The 18,712-nt window shown below is 40.5% G+C and carries 17 protein-coding genes; 9 read left to right on the top strand and 8 right to left on the bottom strand.

Features of this window, described 5'->3' with window-relative positions; genetic code table 11:
- The first annotated feature begins 49 nt into the window (after positions 1-49).
- From ACXZ1K_RS18125 to ACXZ1K_RS18115, 3 genes are read left to right on the top strand one after another with little or no spacing between them, the layout of a single operon-like run.
- A complete protein-coding gene (locus ACXZ1K_RS18125; protein WP_458971094.1) occupies positions 50-2,425 on the top strand; it encodes a TonB-dependent siderophore receptor in 2,376 nt (791 codons plus the stop codon).
- Entirely contained in the window at positions 2,425-3,573 is a 1,149-nt protein-coding gene (locus ACXZ1K_RS18120) for a PepSY-associated TM helix domain-containing protein (protein ID WP_458971093.1), read from the top strand. Before ACXZ1K_RS18125 ends, ACXZ1K_RS18120 begins: the two co-directional genes overlap by 1 nt.
- Positions 3,574-3,588: 15 nt before the next feature.
- Positions 3,589-4,248, top strand: coding sequence for an HAD family hydrolase (locus ACXZ1K_RS18115; RefSeq protein WP_458971092.1), 660 nt, complete (start codon positions 3,589-3,591; stop codon positions 4,246-4,248).
- Here the strand turns inward: ACXZ1K_RS18115 and ACXZ1K_RS18110 are convergent.
- Positions 4,245-4,673 (bottom strand): SRPBCC family protein, encoded by a 429-nt coding sequence (locus tag ACXZ1K_RS18110; RefSeq protein ID WP_458971091.1) that lies wholly within the window; start codon positions 4,671-4,673, stop codon positions 4,245-4,247. The two genes, ACXZ1K_RS18115 and ACXZ1K_RS18110, sit on opposite strands and share 4 nt — an antisense overlap.
- A 145-nt stretch (positions 4,674-4,818) precedes the next feature.
- Between ACXZ1K_RS18110 and ACXZ1K_RS18105 the strand changes: the two genes are divergently transcribed.
- Both ACXZ1K_RS18105 and ACXZ1K_RS18100 read left to right on the top strand, forming a co-directional pair.
- Positions 4,819-5,520, top strand: coding sequence for a 3-keto-disaccharide hydrolase (locus ACXZ1K_RS18105; RefSeq protein ID WP_458971090.1), 702 nt, complete (start codon positions 4,819-4,821; stop codon positions 5,518-5,520).
- A gap of 5 nt (positions 5,521-5,525) precedes the next feature.
- Positions 5,526-6,887 carry a Gfo/Idh/MocA family protein gene (locus tag ACXZ1K_RS18100; protein WP_458971089.1) on the top strand — a complete coding sequence of 454 codons (1,362 nt, stop codon included), beginning with the start codon at positions 5,526-5,528 and terminating at the stop codon, positions 6,885-6,887.
- Here ACXZ1K_RS18100 and ACXZ1K_RS18095 read toward each other — a convergent pair.
- Both ACXZ1K_RS18095 and mdh read right to left on the bottom strand, forming a co-directional pair.
- Positions 6,884-7,306, bottom strand: coding sequence for an aspartyl protease family protein (locus ACXZ1K_RS18095; RefSeq protein WP_458971088.1), 423 nt, complete (start codon positions 7,304-7,306; stop codon positions 6,884-6,886). The two genes, ACXZ1K_RS18100 and ACXZ1K_RS18095, sit on opposite strands and share 4 nt — an antisense overlap.
- A 14-nt stretch (positions 7,307-7,320) precedes the next feature.
- Positions 7,321-8,259, bottom strand: a complete 939-nt coding sequence (gene mdh, locus ACXZ1K_RS18090; protein ID WP_458971087.1) for a malate dehydrogenase — start codon at positions 8,257-8,259, stop codon at positions 7,321-7,323.
- A 173-nt stretch (positions 8,260-8,432) separates the two neighbouring features.
- On the opposite strand from mdh, the gene ACXZ1K_RS18085 reads away from it, so the two are divergent.
- The 4 genes from ACXZ1K_RS18085 to ACXZ1K_RS18070 all read left to right on the top strand — a co-directional run bounded on the left by ACXZ1K_RS18085 (position 8,433) and on the right by ACXZ1K_RS18070 (position 14,849).
- Positions 8,433-8,915, top strand: coding sequence for a lipocalin family protein (locus tag ACXZ1K_RS18085; RefSeq protein ID WP_458971086.1), 483 nt, complete (start codon positions 8,433-8,435; stop codon positions 8,913-8,915).
- 101 nt (positions 8,916-9,016) lie between these two features.
- Positions 9,017-13,447, top strand: a complete 4,431-nt coding sequence (gene dnaE, locus ACXZ1K_RS18080) for a DNA polymerase III subunit alpha (RefSeq protein WP_458971085.1) — start codon at positions 9,017-9,019, stop codon at positions 13,445-13,447.
- 73 nt (positions 13,448-13,520) lie between these two features.
- The gene (gene trxA, locus ACXZ1K_RS18075; RefSeq protein ID WP_458971084.1) at positions 13,521-13,838 is read left to right on the top strand and encodes a thioredoxin; all 318 of its coding nucleotides are present in this window, start codon (positions 13,521-13,523) and stop codon (positions 13,836-13,838) included.
- 90 nt (positions 13,839-13,928) lie between these two features.
- Entirely contained in the window at positions 13,929-14,849 is a 921-nt protein-coding gene (locus ACXZ1K_RS18070) for a DUF58 domain-containing protein (protein WP_458971083.1), read from the top strand.
- Here ACXZ1K_RS18070 and ACXZ1K_RS18065 read toward each other — a convergent pair.
- Genes ACXZ1K_RS18065 through ACXZ1K_RS18045 form a run of 5 tightly spaced genes read right to left on the bottom strand, consistent with a single transcriptional unit; the run spans position 14,827 to position 18,691 of the window.
- Positions 14,827-16,020, bottom strand: a complete 1,194-nt coding sequence (locus ACXZ1K_RS18065) for an aspartate aminotransferase family protein (RefSeq protein WP_458971082.1) — start codon at positions 16,018-16,020, stop codon at positions 14,827-14,829. The genes ACXZ1K_RS18070 and ACXZ1K_RS18065 overlap by 23 nt on opposite strands.
- A 23-nt stretch (positions 16,021-16,043) precedes the next feature.
- Entirely contained in the window at positions 16,044-16,490 is a 447-nt protein-coding gene (locus ACXZ1K_RS18060) for a hypothetical protein (protein WP_458971081.1), read from the bottom strand.
- A gap of 10 nt (positions 16,491-16,500) precedes the next feature.
- Positions 16,501-17,121, bottom strand: a complete 621-nt coding sequence (locus tag ACXZ1K_RS18055) for a hypothetical protein (protein ID WP_458971080.1) — start codon at positions 17,119-17,121, stop codon at positions 16,501-16,503.
- Between the two features lie 34 nt (positions 17,122-17,155).
- Positions 17,156-17,716, bottom strand: a complete 561-nt coding sequence (locus ACXZ1K_RS18050; protein ID WP_458971079.1) for an RNA polymerase sigma factor — start codon at positions 17,714-17,716, stop codon at positions 17,156-17,158.
- Between the two features lie 15 nt (positions 17,717-17,731).
- On the bottom strand, positions 17,732-18,691 hold the full coding sequence (locus ACXZ1K_RS18045) for a transketolase family protein (RefSeq protein ID WP_458971078.1): 960 nt from the start codon (positions 18,689-18,691) through the stop codon (positions 17,732-17,734).
- Between the last annotated feature and the right edge of the window lie 21 nt (positions 18,692-18,712).

The raw sequence follows: 18,712 nt of genomic DNA, 5'->3' as shown, positions 1-18,712 counted from the left end.
TAAAGGAATGTATAATTTTACTAAAGTTTTAATACTATTATTTTTCGTTATGCTCGCGTCTACGGCCAATGCACAACGTACCAGTAGTATTAGAGGAAAAATAACCACGGCTGATGGTTATCCAGCAATTTCTGTTACCGTAAGCCTTAAAGGTACGGGTATCGTCACTTCAAGTAATTATGATGGTGAATACAATTTTACAAAAATAAAAGCGGGCGATTATACCCTGGTACTTTCTGCTATAGGTTTAAAATCTGAGTCGAAATCAGTAAATGTTAAAGGCGGCGATTCACAAATCATCAACTTTACACTGTCAGAGAATTCAGATCAGTTACAGGAGGTAGAAATCTCCGGTGGCAAAAAAGGTTATAAAGTAGATGTTCCCTCATCATCCTTGCGACTCAACGCGCCATTATTGGAGATACCACAGAACATCCAGGTTGTTTCCTCTGAAGCATTAAAAGATCAACAAATCATTAGCATGAGTGATGCACTGATCAGAAACGTAAGCGGCGCAGTCCGTTTGGAACACTGGGGTGATATGTATACCAACATTACCATGCGCGGGTCACAAATTCAAGCCATGCGTAATGGATTCAACTTCGTTACTTCTTACTGGGGTCCACTTACTGAAGACATGAGTTTTGTTGATCACGTAGAATTTGTTAAAGGACCTGCCGGATTTCTTTTAGGAAATGGTGATCCAAGTGGTATGTATAATGTGGTTACTAAAAAACCTACGGGAAGTAATCGCGGTGAGGCTTCAGTTACTATTGGTAGCTTTGACCTGTACCGCACTGCGATTGATTTCGACAGGAAGTTAACAGAGGATGGTAAATTACTTTTCAGGCTAAACGCTGCGGCTCAAAATAAAGGGTCATTCCGACCATTTGAAAAGAACGACCGTTATACCTTCGCGCCTAGCGTAAGTTACCAAATTGCCAATAGCACTAAAATTACTGCTGAATATGCCTTGCAAAATGCAAAGATGACTGAGGTTGGGTCGTTTTACATTTTTTCACCAAATGGTTACGCTACGCTGCCAAGAGATTTTACGCTAACGCAACCAGGAGTGGAGCCAGCAAGGATGAATGATCACAGCGTGTTCATTAACCTACAGCACAATTTCAGTGACACCTGGAAAGCAACTGCGCAGGTAGCTTACTCTAAATACTTACAAGTAGGTTCAAGCTCCTGGCCATCATCAGTTTTTGCGAACAATACAGTGATCAGAAATGTGGGCATATGGGATGCAGAAAGTACCATGAAACTTGCACAGTTGTTCATTAATGGTAAAATCACTACTGGAGCGATTACCCATAATCTTCTCGCGGGTTTTGATGGTGGAAAAAAAGCTTATATGGCCGACTGGGGACAATCGCACGACTTAGACCTGGCCTCATCACCCTTTAATTTGAATAGCCCTAATTATGGTTTTCCTGCGAATGGATATCCTGATTTTGACAGGGAAACACCTTTAAAAGACAGGGCGAAAGCAGCTGGGGGATTAATGGACCAAAAATATCTAAGTGCTTATTTTCAGGATGAAATTGGCTTCTTTGAAAACCGCGCACGTTTAACACTCGCAGGCAGGTATAGCTATGTAGCTCAGTCTGCCTGGGGAGGAAGTCCTGATAAAGGCGAGCGCTTTACGCCACGTGTTGGCTTGAGCGTTTCCATTGACAAAGCTACCTCGGTTTATGCTTTATATGATCAGGCATTTATTCCACAAACTGGTTTTTTACGCAGTGGCGAAAAGATTGATCCAATTACCGGAACTAATTACGAGGTTGGTTTGAAAAAAGACTGGTTCAATGGAAAATGGAATACAACTTTATCTGCATACCGGATTCGTAAGAGAAATGAGCTGGCAGCAGATCCAACAAACAAGGCGAACGAAAATTACAGCATCGTAGTTGGCGAGAAAAGGGCGCAGGGTATTGAATTCGATCTTAAGGGAGAGCTTGCAAAGGGATTAAGCCTCATTGCCAATTACGCTTATACTGATGGGAAAGTTACTGAAGTTGCACCTGGTGTAACGTCTATGTCAGTAGGAGATGTGGTTCCTGGATTTGCGAAGCATACATCAAATGCCTGGCTAAGCTACGCCATACAAAGTGGTGCACTCAAAGGTGCTGGAATTTCTTCCGGGTTTACCTATTATGCGGATAGAGCTACAAACAATTATAATCCGGTACAACCAGAACAAAATTTACCTGATTACTTTAAATTGGACGCAGGCCTGTTCTGGGAAAATCACACTTTAAAGATCACCGGAAACGTATTTAATGTCTTGGATAAATATCTATATACGGGTGCTTACTACACAGGTTATTGGAAAGTAGGTACAGCAGACCAGCCTGCTTATTCCTGGCAGGCAGAAGCGCCAAGAAGTTATAGGCTAAGCATCGCATATAAGTTTTAATGAATAATAAGAAAAGAACTCCAAAATATTGGATAGGACAGATACACTTATGGCTCGGATTAACTTCCGGGCTATTTGTATGTTTTCTAGGCATCACTGGTTGTATACTGGCTTTTGAGCGGGAAATTGAAAATGCCACACAAACGTATAGGTTTGTGAAACCTGAAGATAAACCTTATTTACCGCCTTCGGTACTAAAATCCATTGCAGATAAAAAATTACCAGGCAAACATGTGCATAGCGTAAGCTATCAGAAAGGTAGTGCCAGTATGGTGACTTACTATGCCTTTGGTGAAGAAGAATATTTCTGGATTACCTATTTAAACCCTTATTCTGGTGAGGTGCTGAAGGTTAAGAATATGGATGATGACTTTTTCAGAATTGTCATAAACGGTCATTATTACTTATGGCTTCCTCCAAATATAGGGCAACCTGTATTGGCAAGCGCCACTTTGATGTTTCTTTTTTTATTGATTTCGGGCCTCTTCCTCTGGTGGCCGAAGAATAAAGCTGCAAGTAAGAAACGTTTTACGATCAAATGGAATGCAAAGTGGAAAAGGGTAAACTATGACCTTCATAATGTTTTTGGTTTTTATATGACCTGGATTCTTATTTTTATCGCGTTCTCGGGATTGGTGATGGGATTTCAATGGTTTTCGCAATCTGCTTACTGGGTTACATCTGGCGGAAAGAAATTGAATTTATTTGAGGAAAGTTTATCTGATACTACATTTGTGAATGCTAAGGTTGGTAAGCAACCGGCAATTGATATTTTATGGGCCAGAACCATGGCCTTCGTTGCAAGACGTAAGACATTTATCGGGAGTGTTGAAATTCATACACCAGACAGCCCTAAATCTTCAATAGAGGTCGCCATCAATCCTGATACGGAAACGTATTGGAAAGCCGACTATCTATATTATGATCAGTATTCGCTGAAAGAAATTGACGTTAAACATGTATTTGGAAAATTTGCAAATGCAGGTGTCGCCGACAAACTAATGCGCGCAAATTATGATATTCATATTGGTGCTATAGCAGGGTTACCCGGTAAGATTATGGCATTTCTAGCCAGTCTGGTAGCAACAAGTCTACCCGTTACCGGATTTATTATTTGGTGGGGAAGGAAAAAGAAGATCAAAAAATGATGGTATCTTTGCGTTATGACTAAAGAATTTGCAGTAATTTTTGATATGGATGGCGTGATATGCCACACTAATCCTTACCATTCTCTTGCGTTCAGAGAATTTTTTTCAACTCGAAATCTGTCTCCAACTGATGAAGAGTTTTCGCAGCATATGTTTGGCAAAAGTAACAGTTATATTTTGACTCACTTTTTGCAAAGGCCAATAATGGGCGAGGAGCTTTTGCAACTTGAAGATGAGAAAGAGAGCCTGTTTAGGAAAATCTATGAGCCACATATTGATCCAGTGCCAGGGTTTTTAAAATTTTTCATGGACCTGAAAGAAAATGGAGCAAAGTTGGGCGTTGCAACATCCGCTCCGTTTGCAAATCTTGAACTAATTTTAAGCAAAGTACATATTCAAACTTTTCTGGGTTCAGTACTGGCGAGTGCAGATGTTAAAAAGCATAAACCAGATCCTGAAGTTTACCTAAAGTCGGCTGCAAATCTTGGTGTAACTCCAGAGCAGTGTATTGTATTCGAGGATTCTTTTTCGGGCATTTCGGCCGCGTTAAATGCGGGGATGAAAGTCGTTGGAGTACTCACCTCACATACTAAAGATGAGCTTCCTCCATGCGACATTTATATTAACGACTACCAAAATCTTTCCGTTGATCAGGTGATACAGTTGTTGGGCTAAAGATTTTCTTCAGTGTACTTTTTGAAGTTGTTAAGGATGGCTTGCCAGCCTCCTTGTTGCATCTCTATGGAATGCGTGTCTTCTGCATCGAATGATTCCGTAATTTCTGTTCTGCCATCCAGTGCATTGAATTTAATCTCAACTTGTCTTCCGTCGCCTATAGTGTACTTTATAAGTTCGTTGACTATAACTTCGTCATAAATACCCTCAAAATCAAAGCTGAAAGATCCGTCTTTCGCTGCCATTGTTGTTTTAAATTTTCCTCCGATCCTCAAATCATTTTCAGCAAACGGTGCGTGCCAGTCATCAGAAGCTTGTGTCCACTTAGTAATGTGTTGTGGTAGGGTCCATGATTCCCAAACTTTCTCTACAGGCTTGTTTACAGATGCGTTGACAGTTATAACTGTTTTATTTTTTGATTCCATAGTTTATAAGTGATTAATTCATGTAAAGATAGCAGGGCCAATCTAGAACCGCTATGGTTATAAACGACAATTTAAGGGTGTAATTATGACCTTTATTGTAAATCAAAATGTTATTGCTAACTTAACAAACACAATTAAATTTAAAATGAAAAATATCTTTTTTCTTTTGCTTTTTTGGGTAGCGGCAACATCTTTTGCATTTGCTCAAAAAGTTAATGTACTGACAAAATCAGAACGCAACAAGGGTTGGATACTTCTCTTTGATGGTGAAACCACCAGGGGTTGGACCACCACCTCTGGTACAGAAGTGCCTGCTGGGTGGCAAATCGTAGATAAAACACTTAAATCAGTGGCAGATGGAAAAGGTGGCGACATTGTAACAACTGCTGAGTTCAGCAATTTTGAACTTAAACTGGATTATAAAGTGGAGCTAACGGCCAATAGTGGAGTAAAATACTTTTACAATAGCTACTCAACCGGTGGTAATTTGGGTATGGAGTACCAGATCCTCGACGATATGTTGGCTGAGGATAATCAGAAAGCAAATCATCTTACTGGATCACTGTATGATATTTTGGAGCCCTCAAAGCGATTAAAAAAATTATACCCTGCGGGTCAATGGAATTCTATCAGGATTGTGGCGAATGGCAAGCATGTTGAACACTGGTTAAATGACTACAAAATTCTGGAATTTACGAGAGATAGTAAAGCATTTACTGATGCGGTTGCTGCAAGTAAATTTATGAAAACCGTTCCTGCTTTCGGTAGTCTGGATAAAGGGAAGATCCTGTTACAAGAACATGGTGGAGTTGTGTCTTACAGAAACATAAAAATAAAAAAGCTATAAGCCTTATGGAAAATAGAAGGGATTTTATAAAAAAAGCAGGTATCGCAACCGCGGCACTTACAGTGGGCACGAAGATATTTGGTGGCAGCGCCTTCGGTTTTAATGCGAGCAGTTATAAAAGGATTATCGGTGCCAATGATACGATCAGGGTGGGGGTAATAGGGGTAAACGGTCGCGGAAATGGTATGGCCGGTGTATTTGCAGGACAAAAAAATACGGATGTATCCTACATATGTGATGTTGATTCACGTACTATCCCTAAAGCCATAAAAACGGTGATGGATGCGAAACAGGAAACCGCTCCCTTATCCGAACAGGATTTTAGAAAGGTCCTGGCAGATAAGAATACAGATGCAATCTATATTGCTACTCCAGACCACTGGCACTCCCCGTTAACTATTTTAGGCTGTGCTGCAGGCAAACATGTATACGTTGAAAAGCCATTAAGTCATAACCCCAATGAGGGGGAGTTAGCAATTGCAGCTGCCAGAAAACATAAAGTCGTTGTGCAGATGGGCGCCCAACGCCGTTCGGCTCCTGTGCTCACTCAAGGTATCAAACAGCTTCACGAAGGAATTATTGGGAAAGTTTATATGGCTAAAACCTGGTATACCAATGCTAGAAAACCCAATTTTCTAAAACCGGCAGCCGTTCCGTCCTGGCTCGACTATGAACTTTGGCAAGGACCTGCACCGAGGATGCCTTACAAAGACGGATTAATCCACTATAATTGGCATTGGTTCTGGCATTGGGGCACTGGTGAAGCACTCAACAATGGCACCCATGAAGTGGATGTCGCCCGCTGGGGTTTAGGCGTAGATTATCCAACCAGGGTAAGCTCAATGGGCGGACGGTATAACTATAAAGATGATTGGGAAACACCCGATACGCAGTTAACAACTATTGAATACCCCGGAGGAGCAACTTTAGTTTGGGAAGGACGCAGTGCCAATGCAAGAAAGGTGGAAGAGCTGGATAGAGGAATTATTTTCTATGGTGATAAAGGCAGTCTTGATACTGGAGGCGATAGTTATAAAATCTTTGATCTAAACGGCAAGTTGATCAATGAAGTAAAGTCCCTCATGAAGGAGGATGCGATCGACGGTCGCAACACTTCCAGTCCCAGCGTAGGCTTGGATAACTATCATGTTGCAGATTTCCTTGATGCAATCAGAAATAACAGAAAGCCGAATTGTGATGTAGAGATTGGCCACAAGAGTGTTGTTGCCATGCAGCTTGGTAACATCTCTTTAAGAATAGGGCGCGACTTAAAAATCGACTCCACCAACGGTCATATCATCAACGATAAAGACGCGCAGAAGTTATGGAGCAGATCCTATGAAAAAGGATGGGAACCTAAAGTTTAGGCCTCATAGAAAAATAGCCTCATCTTTTTGAAGTTTATGATTGCGTGTTGTTGGATCATGATATCGCTACCGATGATCCCGCATATGGTGGGATGCCCCATGCTCTCATAAGCTTGGTTTACACCGTACAGATCGAGCGCTACGGCGTTGTAGTTTCTTATTTTTGTTTTTCCAATTTTTAGCTCTGGAATTACAGCCTGCAAGGTACTCGTTGTAGAAAACAATGTTGTTGCGTGGCTTTCCTCTGTATCAGTAAGTGACACATGTTTCATGATGAAAGATTTATCAAAAACAGAGCGGGAAGCCCCTGTGTCTACAACAGCAAATAACTTTTCCCCAAAAACAACAATTTCCACCAAAAGGTGGAAACCGTCGTCTTGTAAATTTATGAGTATTAAGGGAACTGAATTTGTTCTCATGACTAAGTCCTGTGTTAAATCAGGCTCATCTCCTTCAATACATTATTCATGGTGCGTACCGCATCAGCACTTTTATTAAATTCAGCTTGTTCCTCGGCACTCAATTTAAAATCCAGGATTTTCTCAACACCATTTTTGCCAAGTATTACAGGTACAACCAGAGAGATATCTTCTTGCCCATATTCTCCTTCCAGGTAAACGCCTGACGAGATTAATTTCTTTTCGTCCCTTACAATACTTTCTACCATAGCCGCAGTTCCCGCTCCAGGTGCATACCATGCAGATGTGCCTATCAATTTAGTCAACGTTGCACCGCCAACCATTGTATCTGCAACTATTTTATCTTGTTGTTCCTTACTCAATAACTGTGTTACTGGTATGCTGTTCCAGGTAGCATGTTGTATAAGTGGAATCATTGTAGTGTCTCCATGACCACCAATTACCACGGCGTTTAAGTCGGCCGGAGAACATCCCAATTCCTGACTCAAGTAATATTTAAACCTTGCCGAATCCAGCGCACCACCCATCCCGATAATACGGTTCTTAGGCAATCCTGCCGATTTAAAGGTGAGGTAATTCATGGTATCCATTGGGTTTGAAACAACAATTATGATGGTGTTTGGTGAATGCTTAAGGATGTTTTCGGTTACACCTTTAACAATACCTGCGTTTATGCCAATCAATTCCTCTCTTGTCATTCCCGGCTTTCTTGGTAAGCCCGAGGTAATCACCACAACTTCAGAATCTGCCGTACTTGCGTAGTCATTGGTCACACCTTTTATTTTGGTGTCAAATCCTAGTAATGCAGAAGTTTGCATCATGTCAATTGCCTTACCTTCGGCAAAACCTTCTTTGATGTCTAATAAAATAAGTTCTTCAGCTAATTCTTTTCTGGCGATATTATCTGCACAGGTTGCTCCAACAGCTCCTGCGCCTACTACCGTTATCTTCATATATGTTTAATTTAAAGGTCTTTAGGTCGCCCGCAGAAGCCTGCAAACAAATCCTTGTTTCCGAAGTTAGAAATTATGCTTAGTTATTGAAATGGTTTTAAAAACTTTATTTTACATTGTTGGTTTTATGATAAAGAATTTACATTTGTTGCAAATCAGCTAAGGGGGGGAATATGATTAATAAACCAGTACAGAAAGTAGATATCGTTTCTTATGCAGGAAAATGGTACTCCCTATATTCCATTCCAACCATGATGGATAAGCATTGGAGACAAACGATTGAAACTTATGTTATTCACCCCGACGGTTATTATGCTGTTTTTACAACCTATAAATTGATTGCAGACGATGAACAAAAGTACATCAGGTCAAAATTATTCGTTGTTCGTGGAACTGGAAATGCAGAAATGAAAGCTCAGTTTGTATGGCCGTTTAAAGCTGATTATTGGATTATCGAACTCGCAGATGATTACTCTTACGCAGTAATAGGTCATCCCAAACATAAGTTTCTGTTTATTATGTCGCGCAAGCCAACCTTGCCGGAAGAACTACTTTCTCAAATTATTAACAGGTGTCACAAGAAAGGCTATGATACCGCTAAGCTTGTTTCCCAAGAGCATAGGCCGATTGCAACTTCAGATATAGCTATTGCCTAATTTTTAGGTAAAAATCAAAGATCATTCTCTAAGCACTTAGTTAAATTCCGTATTTTTGGTTAATCATTTGATCTCCCAAGCGGTCAATTTAATTTATTCCTATGTATTTGATTTTTGATACTGAAACCACAGGTTTGCCGCGTAATTGGAATGCGCCAATAACCGATACAGAGAATTGGCCCCGCTGTATTCAAATAGCATGGCAGCTTCACGATGATTTCGGAAATCTTATTGAGAATCAGGATTATCTGGTAAAGCCAGATGGATTCAATATTCCCTACGATGCAGAGCGGATCCACGGAATTTCAACTGAACTGGCCGCCGAACAAGGTATTTCTCTTTCTGAAGTGCTGGAAAGATTTGTTGTTGCCTTATCGAAATCTAAATTTGTGGTAGGTCAGAATGTTGGTTTTGACGTCAACATTATGGGATGTGAGTTCCACAGACTAGGTATTGAGAACATTTTGGCACAGATGCCTGTGCTGGATACTTGTACAGAGGTTACTGCAGACTTGCTCCGCTTGCCGGGAGGAAGAAACGGGCGTTATAAGTTGCCTAACCTAACAGAACTTCATCAATATCTTTTTGGAGAACCCTTCGCCGAAGCTCACAATGCTACCGCCGATGTAGAGGCAACAACCAGATGTTTCCTGCAATTACTTAAGATTGATGTTTTCAAGGCAGAGCAGTTACAATGTACGCCAGATTATCTAACGCTGTATAAGCAAAGAAATCCAGGGGTAATAGGTAAAGTCGGCCTTAAACACGTTAATTTAAAGTCTGCATCAGAAGATATTCGCAAAAGACTTCAGCGTACAGACGGAGCCGGCTTTGGTAAGAAAGACCTTGCCAGTAGTATTGAAAGTTTAAAAGATGCCGCATTTGTACATTTGCATAACCACACACAGTTCTCTGTGCTCCAGTCTACCATAAGTATTGCTGATTTAGTGAAAACTGCAGCTGCACAGAAAATGCCTGCAGTGGCGATGACTGATCATGCCAATATGATGGGTGCCTTTCACTTTGTTACGCAGATACTCAATTACAATAAAGGCATTGAAGCCAAAAATGCCGCTGCAATAGAAAATGGAGAGGCGCCAACAGAAGTTATTCTGAAGCCAATTGTAGGGTGTGAGTTCTTCGTGTGCGAGAACCATGAAGACAAAAAGAGGAAAGACGATGGGTACCAGGTAGTACTGCTAGCAAAGAACAAAAATGGCTACCATAACCTGGCCAAAATGTCGTCCATTGCTTACACCAAGGGCTTTTATTATGTGCCACGGATAGACAGAGCCGTGATAGAACAGTATAAGGAAGATATTATTGTGCTTTCAGGGAACTTATACGGTGAAATCTCCAGTAAGATCTTGAATATTGGCGAGCGCCAGGCTGAAGAAGCACTGTTGTGGTGGAAAGAACAATTTGCAGATGACTTCTATATTGAAGTGATGCGCCATAGTCAGGATGATGAAAACATCGTAAATGTAACCTTGATTTCTCTTGCGAGGAAGCATGACGTTAAGATCGTTGCCACAAACAACACCTATTATATCAATAAGAAGGATGCGAATGCGCATGATATTCTATTGTGTGTAAAAGATGGTGAAAAGCAGGCCACCCAAATAGGTAGAGGAAGGGGATACCGTTACGGTTTGCCAAACCAGGAATACTATTTTAAGTCGGCAGACGAGATGAAAGCACTTTTTGCAGATCTGCCCGAAGCCATTACCAACATCCAGTCTATTGTAGACAAGATTGAAATATTCAAACTGGCCAGGGAGGTACTGTTACCTAAATTTGATATTCCTCAGGAATTCCTCGTACCTCAAGATGAGGAGGACGGAGGAAAGCGAGGCGAAAATAAATACCTGAGACACTTAACGTACGTAGGTGCCAAAAAAAGATATGGTGAGTTAACCCCGGAAATTACAGAACGTCTGGATTTTGAACTCCAAACCATTGAAAAAACCGGATATCCCGGATACTTCCTGATTGTACAGGACTTTATCGCCATGGCCAGGCAGCTTGATGTTTCTGTAGGGCCGGGTCGTGGTTCCGCTGCGGGTTCTGTGGTAGCCTACTGCCTTTGGATCACCAACATTGATCCTATAAAATATGATCTCCTTTTTGAGCGTTTCCTTAATCCGGATCGTGTTTCCATGCCAGATATTGATATCGATTTTGACGATGAAGGCCGTGGCCGTGTAATGGACTATGTCATTAAAAAGTATGGCTCCAACCAGGTTGCGCAGATCATCACTTATGGCACTATGGCCGCCAAATCTTCCATTAGAGATACCGCCCGTGTGTTGGATTTGCCGTTATTCGAAGCGGATAAGATTGCCAAGCTTATTCCAAATATGAAGTTGGCCAAGATCTTTACGCTGGATGAAAAGACACTAAAAGGTGCGTTAAGGGCAGATGAATACGAACGGGTACTGGAACTCAAAGCTATGGCCGCTACCAGTAACCTAAGTGCAGAAACCATTATGCAAGCGCAAATATTAGAGGGATCGCTAAGAAATACTGGTATTCACGCTTGCGGGGTGATCATTACACCTAGCGACATCACCAATTTTGTTCCTGTTGCGACAGCAAAAGACTCTGACTTGTATGTAACTCAGTTCGACAACTCTGTTGTAGAAAGTGCTGGCTTGCTTAAAATGGACTTTTTAGGACTAAAAACCCTAACGCTTATAAAGGATACCGTTAAACTGGTCAAACAGGTTCACAACCTGGAGCTAGATCCTGATAATTTTCCTATTGATGATGTAAAGACCTACGAACTTTTCCAACGAGGGGAAACAATCGGTATTTTCCAGTACGAAAGTAACGGAATGCAAAAATACATGAAGGAATTAAAGCCTACCGTTTTTGGCGACTTAATTGCCATGAATGCGCTTTACCGTCCTGGCCCTTTGGAGTATATCCCAAGCTTTGTCAAAAGAAAGAATGGTGAAGAGGAAATCAAATATGACCTCGACGCATGCGAAGAGTACCTGAAAGAAACTTATGGTATTACTGTTTACCAGGAACAGGTAATGCTCCTTTCTCAAAAATTGGCTGGCTTTACTAAAGGTGAGGCCGATGTTCTCCGTAAGGCTATGGGTAAGAAACAAAAGGACGTGCTGGATAAAATGAAACCTAAGTTCATTGACAAAGCTGCCGAAAAAGGTCATGATCCCATTATACTAGAAAAGATATGGAAGGATTGGGAGGCTTTTGCTTCCTATGCATTTAATAAATCGCACTCCACTTGTTATGCCTGGATTGCCTACCAGACCGCATACTTGAAAGCGCATTACCCAGCAGAATATATGGCTGCAGTGCTTTCTAACAACATGAGCGATATTAAACAGGTTGCATTCTTTATGGAAGAATGCAAGCAAATGGGCGTTCAGGTATTGGGCCCTGATGTGAATGAATCTGATATCAAATTCTCAATAAACGTAAAGAATCAAGTCAGGTTTGGATTATCTGGAATCAAGGGAGTTGGCGATAAGGCGGTGGAAAGTATCATAGCTGATCGGTTGGAAAATGGACTTTATAAAAGTGTACACGATTTTGCCAAAAGGTCAAACACACGTACAGTAAATAAAAAGGCGTACGAAAGTTTTGTTTACAGCGGCGCTTTTGATGGTTTTGGCAACCATAGAGCACAATTCTTTTTTATCGGACAAAATGATAAAATGAATGGGATAGAGAAGCTGATCAAATACGCAAACGATTTTCAAAATAATGAGTCATCCTCACAATCTTCACTGTTTGGTGGTTCTGTAGGTGATCTAATATCAGAGCCAACTTTACCTGTAGCACCTGAATGGAGCTTGCTTGATCGACTTAAATATGAAAAGGATGCCATAGGAATCTTTTTGAGCGGTCACCCACTAGATAATTATAAGCTTGAACTCGATAGGTTCTGTATACACAAAGTCAAGCACCTCTCCCTTGTTAATAAAATCAGGACGGGCGACACCAATGAAGATATCCTGGCTGAATTTGAGTCTATCAAGAACCGGGAACTTGTAATAGGTGGTCTGGTGGTGATGGCATCGCAAAGGATGACAAAAACGGGGAAGCCCTTCGGGACTATTGTTTTTGAAGATTATGAAGACACCTGCGAACTTGCATTGTTTGGCGATGATTTTATAAAATTCAAACAGTTCTTAACCGATGGCTATTTCTTACGCATAAATGGCAGGGTTGGAGAACGATTTAGGAAAGAGGGCGATTGGGAGTTTAAAATCAATTCCATAGACCTCTTATCGGAAGTGAGGGATAAGCTGGCCAAGTCAATTACTTTACAAATTCCTCTGGAAAAAGTTACCGAGGATCTGATGGGGCAAATCCATGCCTTATTGGAGCATAACAAGGAAAATTCCGAACACCAACGTTGCCAGTTGCTTTTTGAGGTCTCAGACCGGGAGCAGAACGTGCGGATTAAAATGCCGTCAAAAAGCATCAAAATCAACCCTAATAACTATTTATTGGAACAATTGAAGGCCTTAGATGTTAACCCTACGTTGAACTAATGTCATATTGGCATACCCCAATTTGAATGGCATTACAATTGATTATATATTTGTATAAATAAAAATAAGAATTATGGCTTTGGAAATAACAGATGCAAACTTCGAGGAAGTTGTATTAAAATCAGATAAACCCGTTTTGGTTGATTTTTGGGCAGAATGGTGTGGACCATGTCGCATGGTAGGACCTTCAGTAGATGAAATCTCGAAAGAATATGAAGGAAAGGCAATTGTAGGTAAAGTTAATGTTGACAATAATCCTCAGATTTCTACTCAATTCGGTATCCGTAACATCCCTGCATTATTGTACTTTAAAAATGGTGAAGTTGTAGATAAGCAAGTTGGTGCAGTTCCAAAATCTGTATTAGCTGGAAAATTAGACAAACAGTTGTAATAATATCCTCCGATCCTGGAATAAATTCAGGATGACTTAATATAAGAGAAAGCGTTCATTAATAATGGACGCTTTTTTTATATTTACCATATGCAGTCAACCATCAATCAGCACCATGCTCCCTTTGGCTCCAATTTGGAGTTCCTGGCCCGGCAAGTTGTGGAAGGTTTTATCACCGGCCTTCATAAAAGCCCCTTCCATGGTTTTTCTGTAGAATTCGCTGAGCACAGATTGTATAATGCCGGAGATAATATCAAAAATATTGACTGGAAGCTTTTCGCAAGAACAGATAAAATGTTTAGTAAGCGTTATGAAGAAGAAACCAATTTACGTTGCCAATTCATCATCGACGTCTCGTCTTCCATGTATTTCCCACAGAAGTCGTACAATAAATTAAAATTCTCTGTAGAGGCCACTGCTGCGCTTGTTTTTTTATTGAAGAGGCAACGCGATGCTTTCGGGCTTAGCCTATTCTCAGACCACCTGTTGCTAAATACACCCGCAAAATCAACTACAACTCACCAGAAGTATTTGTTTACTCATTTAGAAACTCAGCTAGATGCAGAGAAGCTAAATGTCAAAACAAATTTACAACAGGCACTCCATCAAATTGCCGAGTTGATACACAAAAGGTCGATGGTGGTTATTTTTAGCGATCTTCTCAACACTATTCAGGATGAGAAAAGCACAGAGGCACTCTTTTCTGCTATGCAGCATTTAAAGTTCAACAAACACGAGGTGGTCATTTTTAACGTAACGGATAAAGCTAAGGAGATCGATTTTAATTTTGAAAACAGGCCATATGAATTTATCGATATGGAAACCGGAAATGTAGTTAAAGCTCATGCCGCTAAAGTAAAAGAGTCCTATCTTTCCAAGATTCAGGAATACAGGCAAAACATCCAATTAAAATGCACGCAATATAAAATTGATATGATCGATGCTGATATTTCCGCCGGATTTTATCCAATATTGCAAGCCTACCTGATTAAGCGACAGAAAATGAGCTAACGTTTTTTAGAATTATCATACAAGCGTGTTTAATCTGTTCTTCAGTTATGATTAAGGGCGGCGCTATTCGCATCGAGTTGCTGCAATGCAAAAACCAGTCGCTGATGACACCATCTTCTATACAACCATCAATAATCTTTTTATTCAGTTCGAAACTCTCAAATTCCACTGCAATCATTAACCCAATTCCCCTTACAGATTTTATTGCAGGATGGACCAACAGTTCTTTAAATAATTCTCCTTTTTTCGATACTCCCTCAACCATATTCTCATTTACAATAGTTTCCAAAGTAGCAAGCCCCGCGGCACAGCTTACCGGATGCCCTCCAAAAGTCGTAATGTGTCCCAGTATAGGATTCGTGGCGAGGGAAAGCATAATCTCTTTTGAACTGATAAATGCGCCTATGGGCATTCCTCCACCAATACCTTTGGCAAGTAACAGGATATCAGGAACAATGTCAAAATGTTCAAATCCGAACATTTTACCGGTCCGTCCAAATCCGCACTGAATCTCGTCCAGCACAAGCAGGGTTCCTGTTTCATAACACTTTTGTCTTAAGGCTTTGAAATAATTGATGTCCGCTATTCTTATTCCTGCCTCGCCCTGTATAGTTTCGATAAAGACAGCAGCAGTTTTTGAGCTGATCTTATCCAGATCGGCAACATCATTATAATCAATAAATTTTACGTTAGGAAGTAAGGGACGATAGGCTTGTTTGAACTCTTCGTTTCCCATCAGGCTCAAAGCACCTTGTGTACTGCCATGATAGGAACTATTGCAAGCGATGAACTCTGTGCGGCCATTATATCTTTTGGCAAGTTTCATTGCACCTTCAACTGCCTCAGTACCAGAATTTACAAAGTAGGTGCAATTTAATGGCATGGGTAATATATCGGCAAGTGCCTTAGCAAAGTTGACCTGCGGACTTTGTACAAACTCTCCATATACCATAATGTGCATATAGCTTTCTGCCTGCTCTTTCACAGCTTGTACAACGGCTGGGTGGCAATGACCCACATTACTCACACCTATACCAGCTATCAGGTCCAGATAAGCCCTGCCCGCAGTATCATACAGATAAATGCCTTTAGCTTTTGAGAATTCCAAAAGTAGAGGTGCTAAGGTTGTTTGTGCGTTGTGCTGAAGAAATAGCTGGCGTTGTGTAAGCATAGCCAAAACTACGAAATATTCAACTATTGGCGTCCCTGAGGACGGTATTTAGACAGAATCTCCTTCTTGAAAGCTTCCTGAGCCCTGTAAAATTTACCAACAATCTTAATCGGAAGGTTTGATTTAAGTTGATTATAGTATTTTTTTTCCAGGTTAAGTTCTCTTTGTTTGATGTTGAAGTCGTTGACAATTAAAGCTTGTACTTCGCTATCAGAAAGTTGTTCTATCTCATCTATCTTTCGAAAACTAATCATCTTTTGAATCCGCTCCTTGCGAAGGTCAGATTGTTCCTTCTGCCAGGAATTATAGATAGGCCAAAAAATCTTAGCTTCATCTGCTGATAAGTCTAGTTTCTGCGTCAAATAGCCAATTTTGTATGCTTCTATTTCTTGAAATCTGTCACCTCCCCGTTGTGCAGACGACAGGAAAGGAAATGTAAAGAACAGTGCTATAACAATTAGATATTTCATTTAGATATGATTAGTAGTCAGTAGTTAAATCGGAAGAAGAAAAGTTCGTCAAGATATAATTTTCTAATGCAACCTGATCGTTAGAAACCTTGTTCGTTTCCGGCGAAGTAAGATGTTCAATTATTACGTCTTCATCAATATCAAACAACATTTGTTCGTTGGCTATATCAGTACTGTTGACATTTTTTACAGTTGTTTCCTGATTAAAATAGACGCCCAATCCCGCAACAATAACAAAACAGGCAGCAGAAGCATATTTCAACAGATTAGAATGCCACAATCGAACAATTTTAGACTTCTCAACTGTATCGGCTGTTTTAGATAAAATAGCAGCTCTAGATTGCTCAAAGTAATCGGCAGGGACTCTAAAAATCTCTTCTTCTTGTTTTAAACTTTCCAACAGTGCATTGGCTTCGATCCTTTCAGTAAGCGTTTCAAAATAACCCTTAGGCACTCCAAAACTATGGTCGGCAGATTCTGTTTTCAATCCTTCCAAATAAACGCTGGTACGTATTCGATTATCTAAAGTACTAAAGTAGCCATCTGGAACAGAAAAACCCTCGCTCACAGGAACACCGGCCAATGTTGGTGCTTCCTCTCTCCAGTCCTTATTTTCTAAATTTTCTCCCATTACAGATGTATTGATGGTTTAAATAGCAAAAGGTTTAAAAGGTAACATCATCATTTAGCAAAAAAGCTTCAATTTTTTTTGCAGCAATATGAAATGATGCTTTTAAAGCTCCTACACTCGTTCCTGTTATTTCAGAAATCTCCTCATACTTAAGGTCGTCGTAGTATTTCATATTAAAAATCAGCCGCTGCTTATCAGGCAAGGTAAGTATGGCCTGCTGTAACTTCATTTGGATCTTGTCGCCGCTAAAATAGGAAGATGCTACAAGTGTTTCATTCAATTCTGATGAAACTTCGTCTAACGGGATGTTGTTTTTTTGCTTTTTCTTATTCAGAAAAGTGATGGATTCATTTGATGCGATCCTGTAAATCCAGGTATACAGTTGAGAATCGCTGCGGAATTTTTCCAGGTTCTTCCAAACTTTAATAAAAACATCCTGTACCAAATCGTCTGCATCATCATGGTCAATCACCAGGCGGCGGATATGCCAGTAGATTTTTTGCTGGTATTTAGTTAAAAGCAAGTTGAAGGCTTCATTACGAGTTTTTTCATGCGAAAATTTCTCGAGTATCTCTGAGTCTTCAACTTGCTTCATCTGCGGCTTAATTGCTTATTTTTTGATTCTTTTGATGACCTTTTGAACGGCTTCAACAATGTTTACGCTGTCAAGTCCATATTTTGTCATTAATTGATCTGGCGTTCCACTTTCTCCAAAGCTGTCATTTACCGCTACAAATTCCTGAGGTGTAGGTAGCTCGGTAGAAAGTAGTCTTGCAACGCTTTCGCCAAGTCCGCCAAATTTATTGTGTTCTTCACAAGTTACCACGCAACCCGTTTTCTTCACTGATTTTAGAATCGCTTCTTCATCTAATGGCTTAATGGTGTGTATGTTGATAATTTCAGCGTCAATACCCAGTTCAGCCAATTTTTCTCCAGCCTCTATCGCTTTCCAAACCATGTGTCCGGTTGCAATAATGGTCACATCCTTACCTTCATTTACCATCCATGCTTTGCCTATTTCAAATTTTTGATCCGGATCTGTAAATACAGGGATTACAGGGCGTCCAAAACGCAGGTAAACTGGTCCGTGGTGTTCTGCTATCGCAATAGTTGCTGCTTTAGTCTGATTGTAATCACAGGTATTGATCACCGTCATACCAGGCAGCATTTTCATCAAACCTATATCTTCTAATATCTGGTGTGTTGCGCCGTCCTCACCTAGTGTTAAACCGGCGTGTGATGCACAAATCTTAACATTTTTATCAGAATAGGCTACCGACTGGCGGATTTGGTCATAAACTCTACCAGTAGAGAAATTTGCAAATGTTCCGGTAAAAGGTATTTTTCCCCCAATGGTCAAACCAGCTGCTATTCCAATCATGTTTGCTTCTGCAATACCAATCTGGAAAAATCTTTCTGGAAACTCTTTAATAAATGCTTCCATTTTTAAAGAACCAACAAGATCCGCACAAAGTGCTACAACTTCCGGGTTTTTTTGTCCGGCTTCCAATAACCCGGCACCAAAGCCGGAACGTGTATCTTTTTTTTCTGTGTATGTATATTTTTTCATTAGTTTCTATTGATTTTGGTG

The organism is Pedobacter jaeyakensis (assembly GCF_054461315.1).
The sequence above is the reverse complement of the archived record's forward strand: the minus strand, read 5'-3'. Positions and strand labels throughout refer to the sequence as shown.

Bases quoted from the DNA above. Each gene is read 5' to 3' on its own strand.
- ACXZ1K_RS18110 (WP_458971091.1), bottom strand. From the start codon at position 4,673: ATGGAATCAAAAAATAAAACAGTTATAACTGTCAACGCATCTGTAAAC.
- ACXZ1K_RS18105 (WP_458971090.1), top strand. From the start codon at position 4,819: ATGAAAAATATCTTTTTTCTTTTGCTTTTTTGGGTAGCGGCAACATCT.
- trxA (WP_458971084.1), top strand. From the start codon at position 13,521: ATGGCTTTGGAAATAACAGATGCAAACTTCGAGGAAGTTGTATTAAAA.
- ACXZ1K_RS18085 (WP_458971086.1), top strand. From the start codon at position 8,433: ATGATTAATAAACCAGTACAGAAAGTAGATATCGTTTCTTATGCAGGA.
- ACXZ1K_RS18125 (WP_458971094.1), top strand. From the start codon at position 50: ATGCTCGCGTCTACGGCCAATGCACAACGTACCAGTAGTATTAGAGGA.
- ACXZ1K_RS18055 (WP_458971080.1), bottom strand. From the start codon at position 17,121: ATGGGAGAAAATTTAGAAAATAAGGACTGGAGAGAGGAAGCACCAACA.
- ACXZ1K_RS18100 (WP_458971089.1), top strand. From the start codon at position 5,526: ATGGAAAATAGAAGGGATTTTATAAAAAAAGCAGGTATCGCAACCGCG.
- ACXZ1K_RS18050 (WP_458971079.1), bottom strand. From the start codon at position 17,716: ATGAAGCAAGTTGAAGACTCAGAGATACTCGAGAAATTTTCGCATGAA.
- ACXZ1K_RS18060 (WP_458971081.1), bottom strand. From the start codon at position 16,490: ATGAAATATCTAATTGTTATAGCACTGTTCTTTACATTTCCTTTCCTG.
- dnaE (WP_458971085.1), top strand. From the start codon at position 9,017: ATGTATTTGATTTTTGATACTGAAACCACAGGTTTGCCGCGTAATTGG.
- ACXZ1K_RS18095 (WP_458971088.1), bottom strand. From the start codon at position 7,306: ATGAGAACAAATTCAGTTCCCTTAATACTCATAAATTTACAAGACGAC.
- mdh (WP_458971087.1), bottom strand. From the start codon at position 8,259: ATGAAGATAACGGTAGTAGGCGCAGGAGCTGTTGGAGCAACCTGTGCA.
- ACXZ1K_RS18115 (WP_458971092.1), top strand. From the start codon at position 3,589: ATGACTAAAGAATTTGCAGTAATTTTTGATATGGATGGCGTGATATGC.
- ACXZ1K_RS18065 (WP_458971082.1), bottom strand. From the start codon at position 16,020: ATGCTTACACAACGCCAGCTATTTCTTCAGCACAACGCACAAACAACC.
- ACXZ1K_RS18045 (WP_458971078.1), bottom strand. From the start codon at position 18,691: ATGAAAAAATATACATACACAGAAAAAAAAGATACACGTTCCGGCTTT.
- ACXZ1K_RS18120 (WP_458971093.1), top strand. From the start codon at position 2,425: ATGAATAATAAGAAAAGAACTCCAAAATATTGGATAGGACAGATACAC.
- ACXZ1K_RS18070 (WP_458971083.1), top strand. From the start codon at position 13,929: ATGCAGTCAACCATCAATCAGCACCATGCTCCCTTTGGCTCCAATTTG.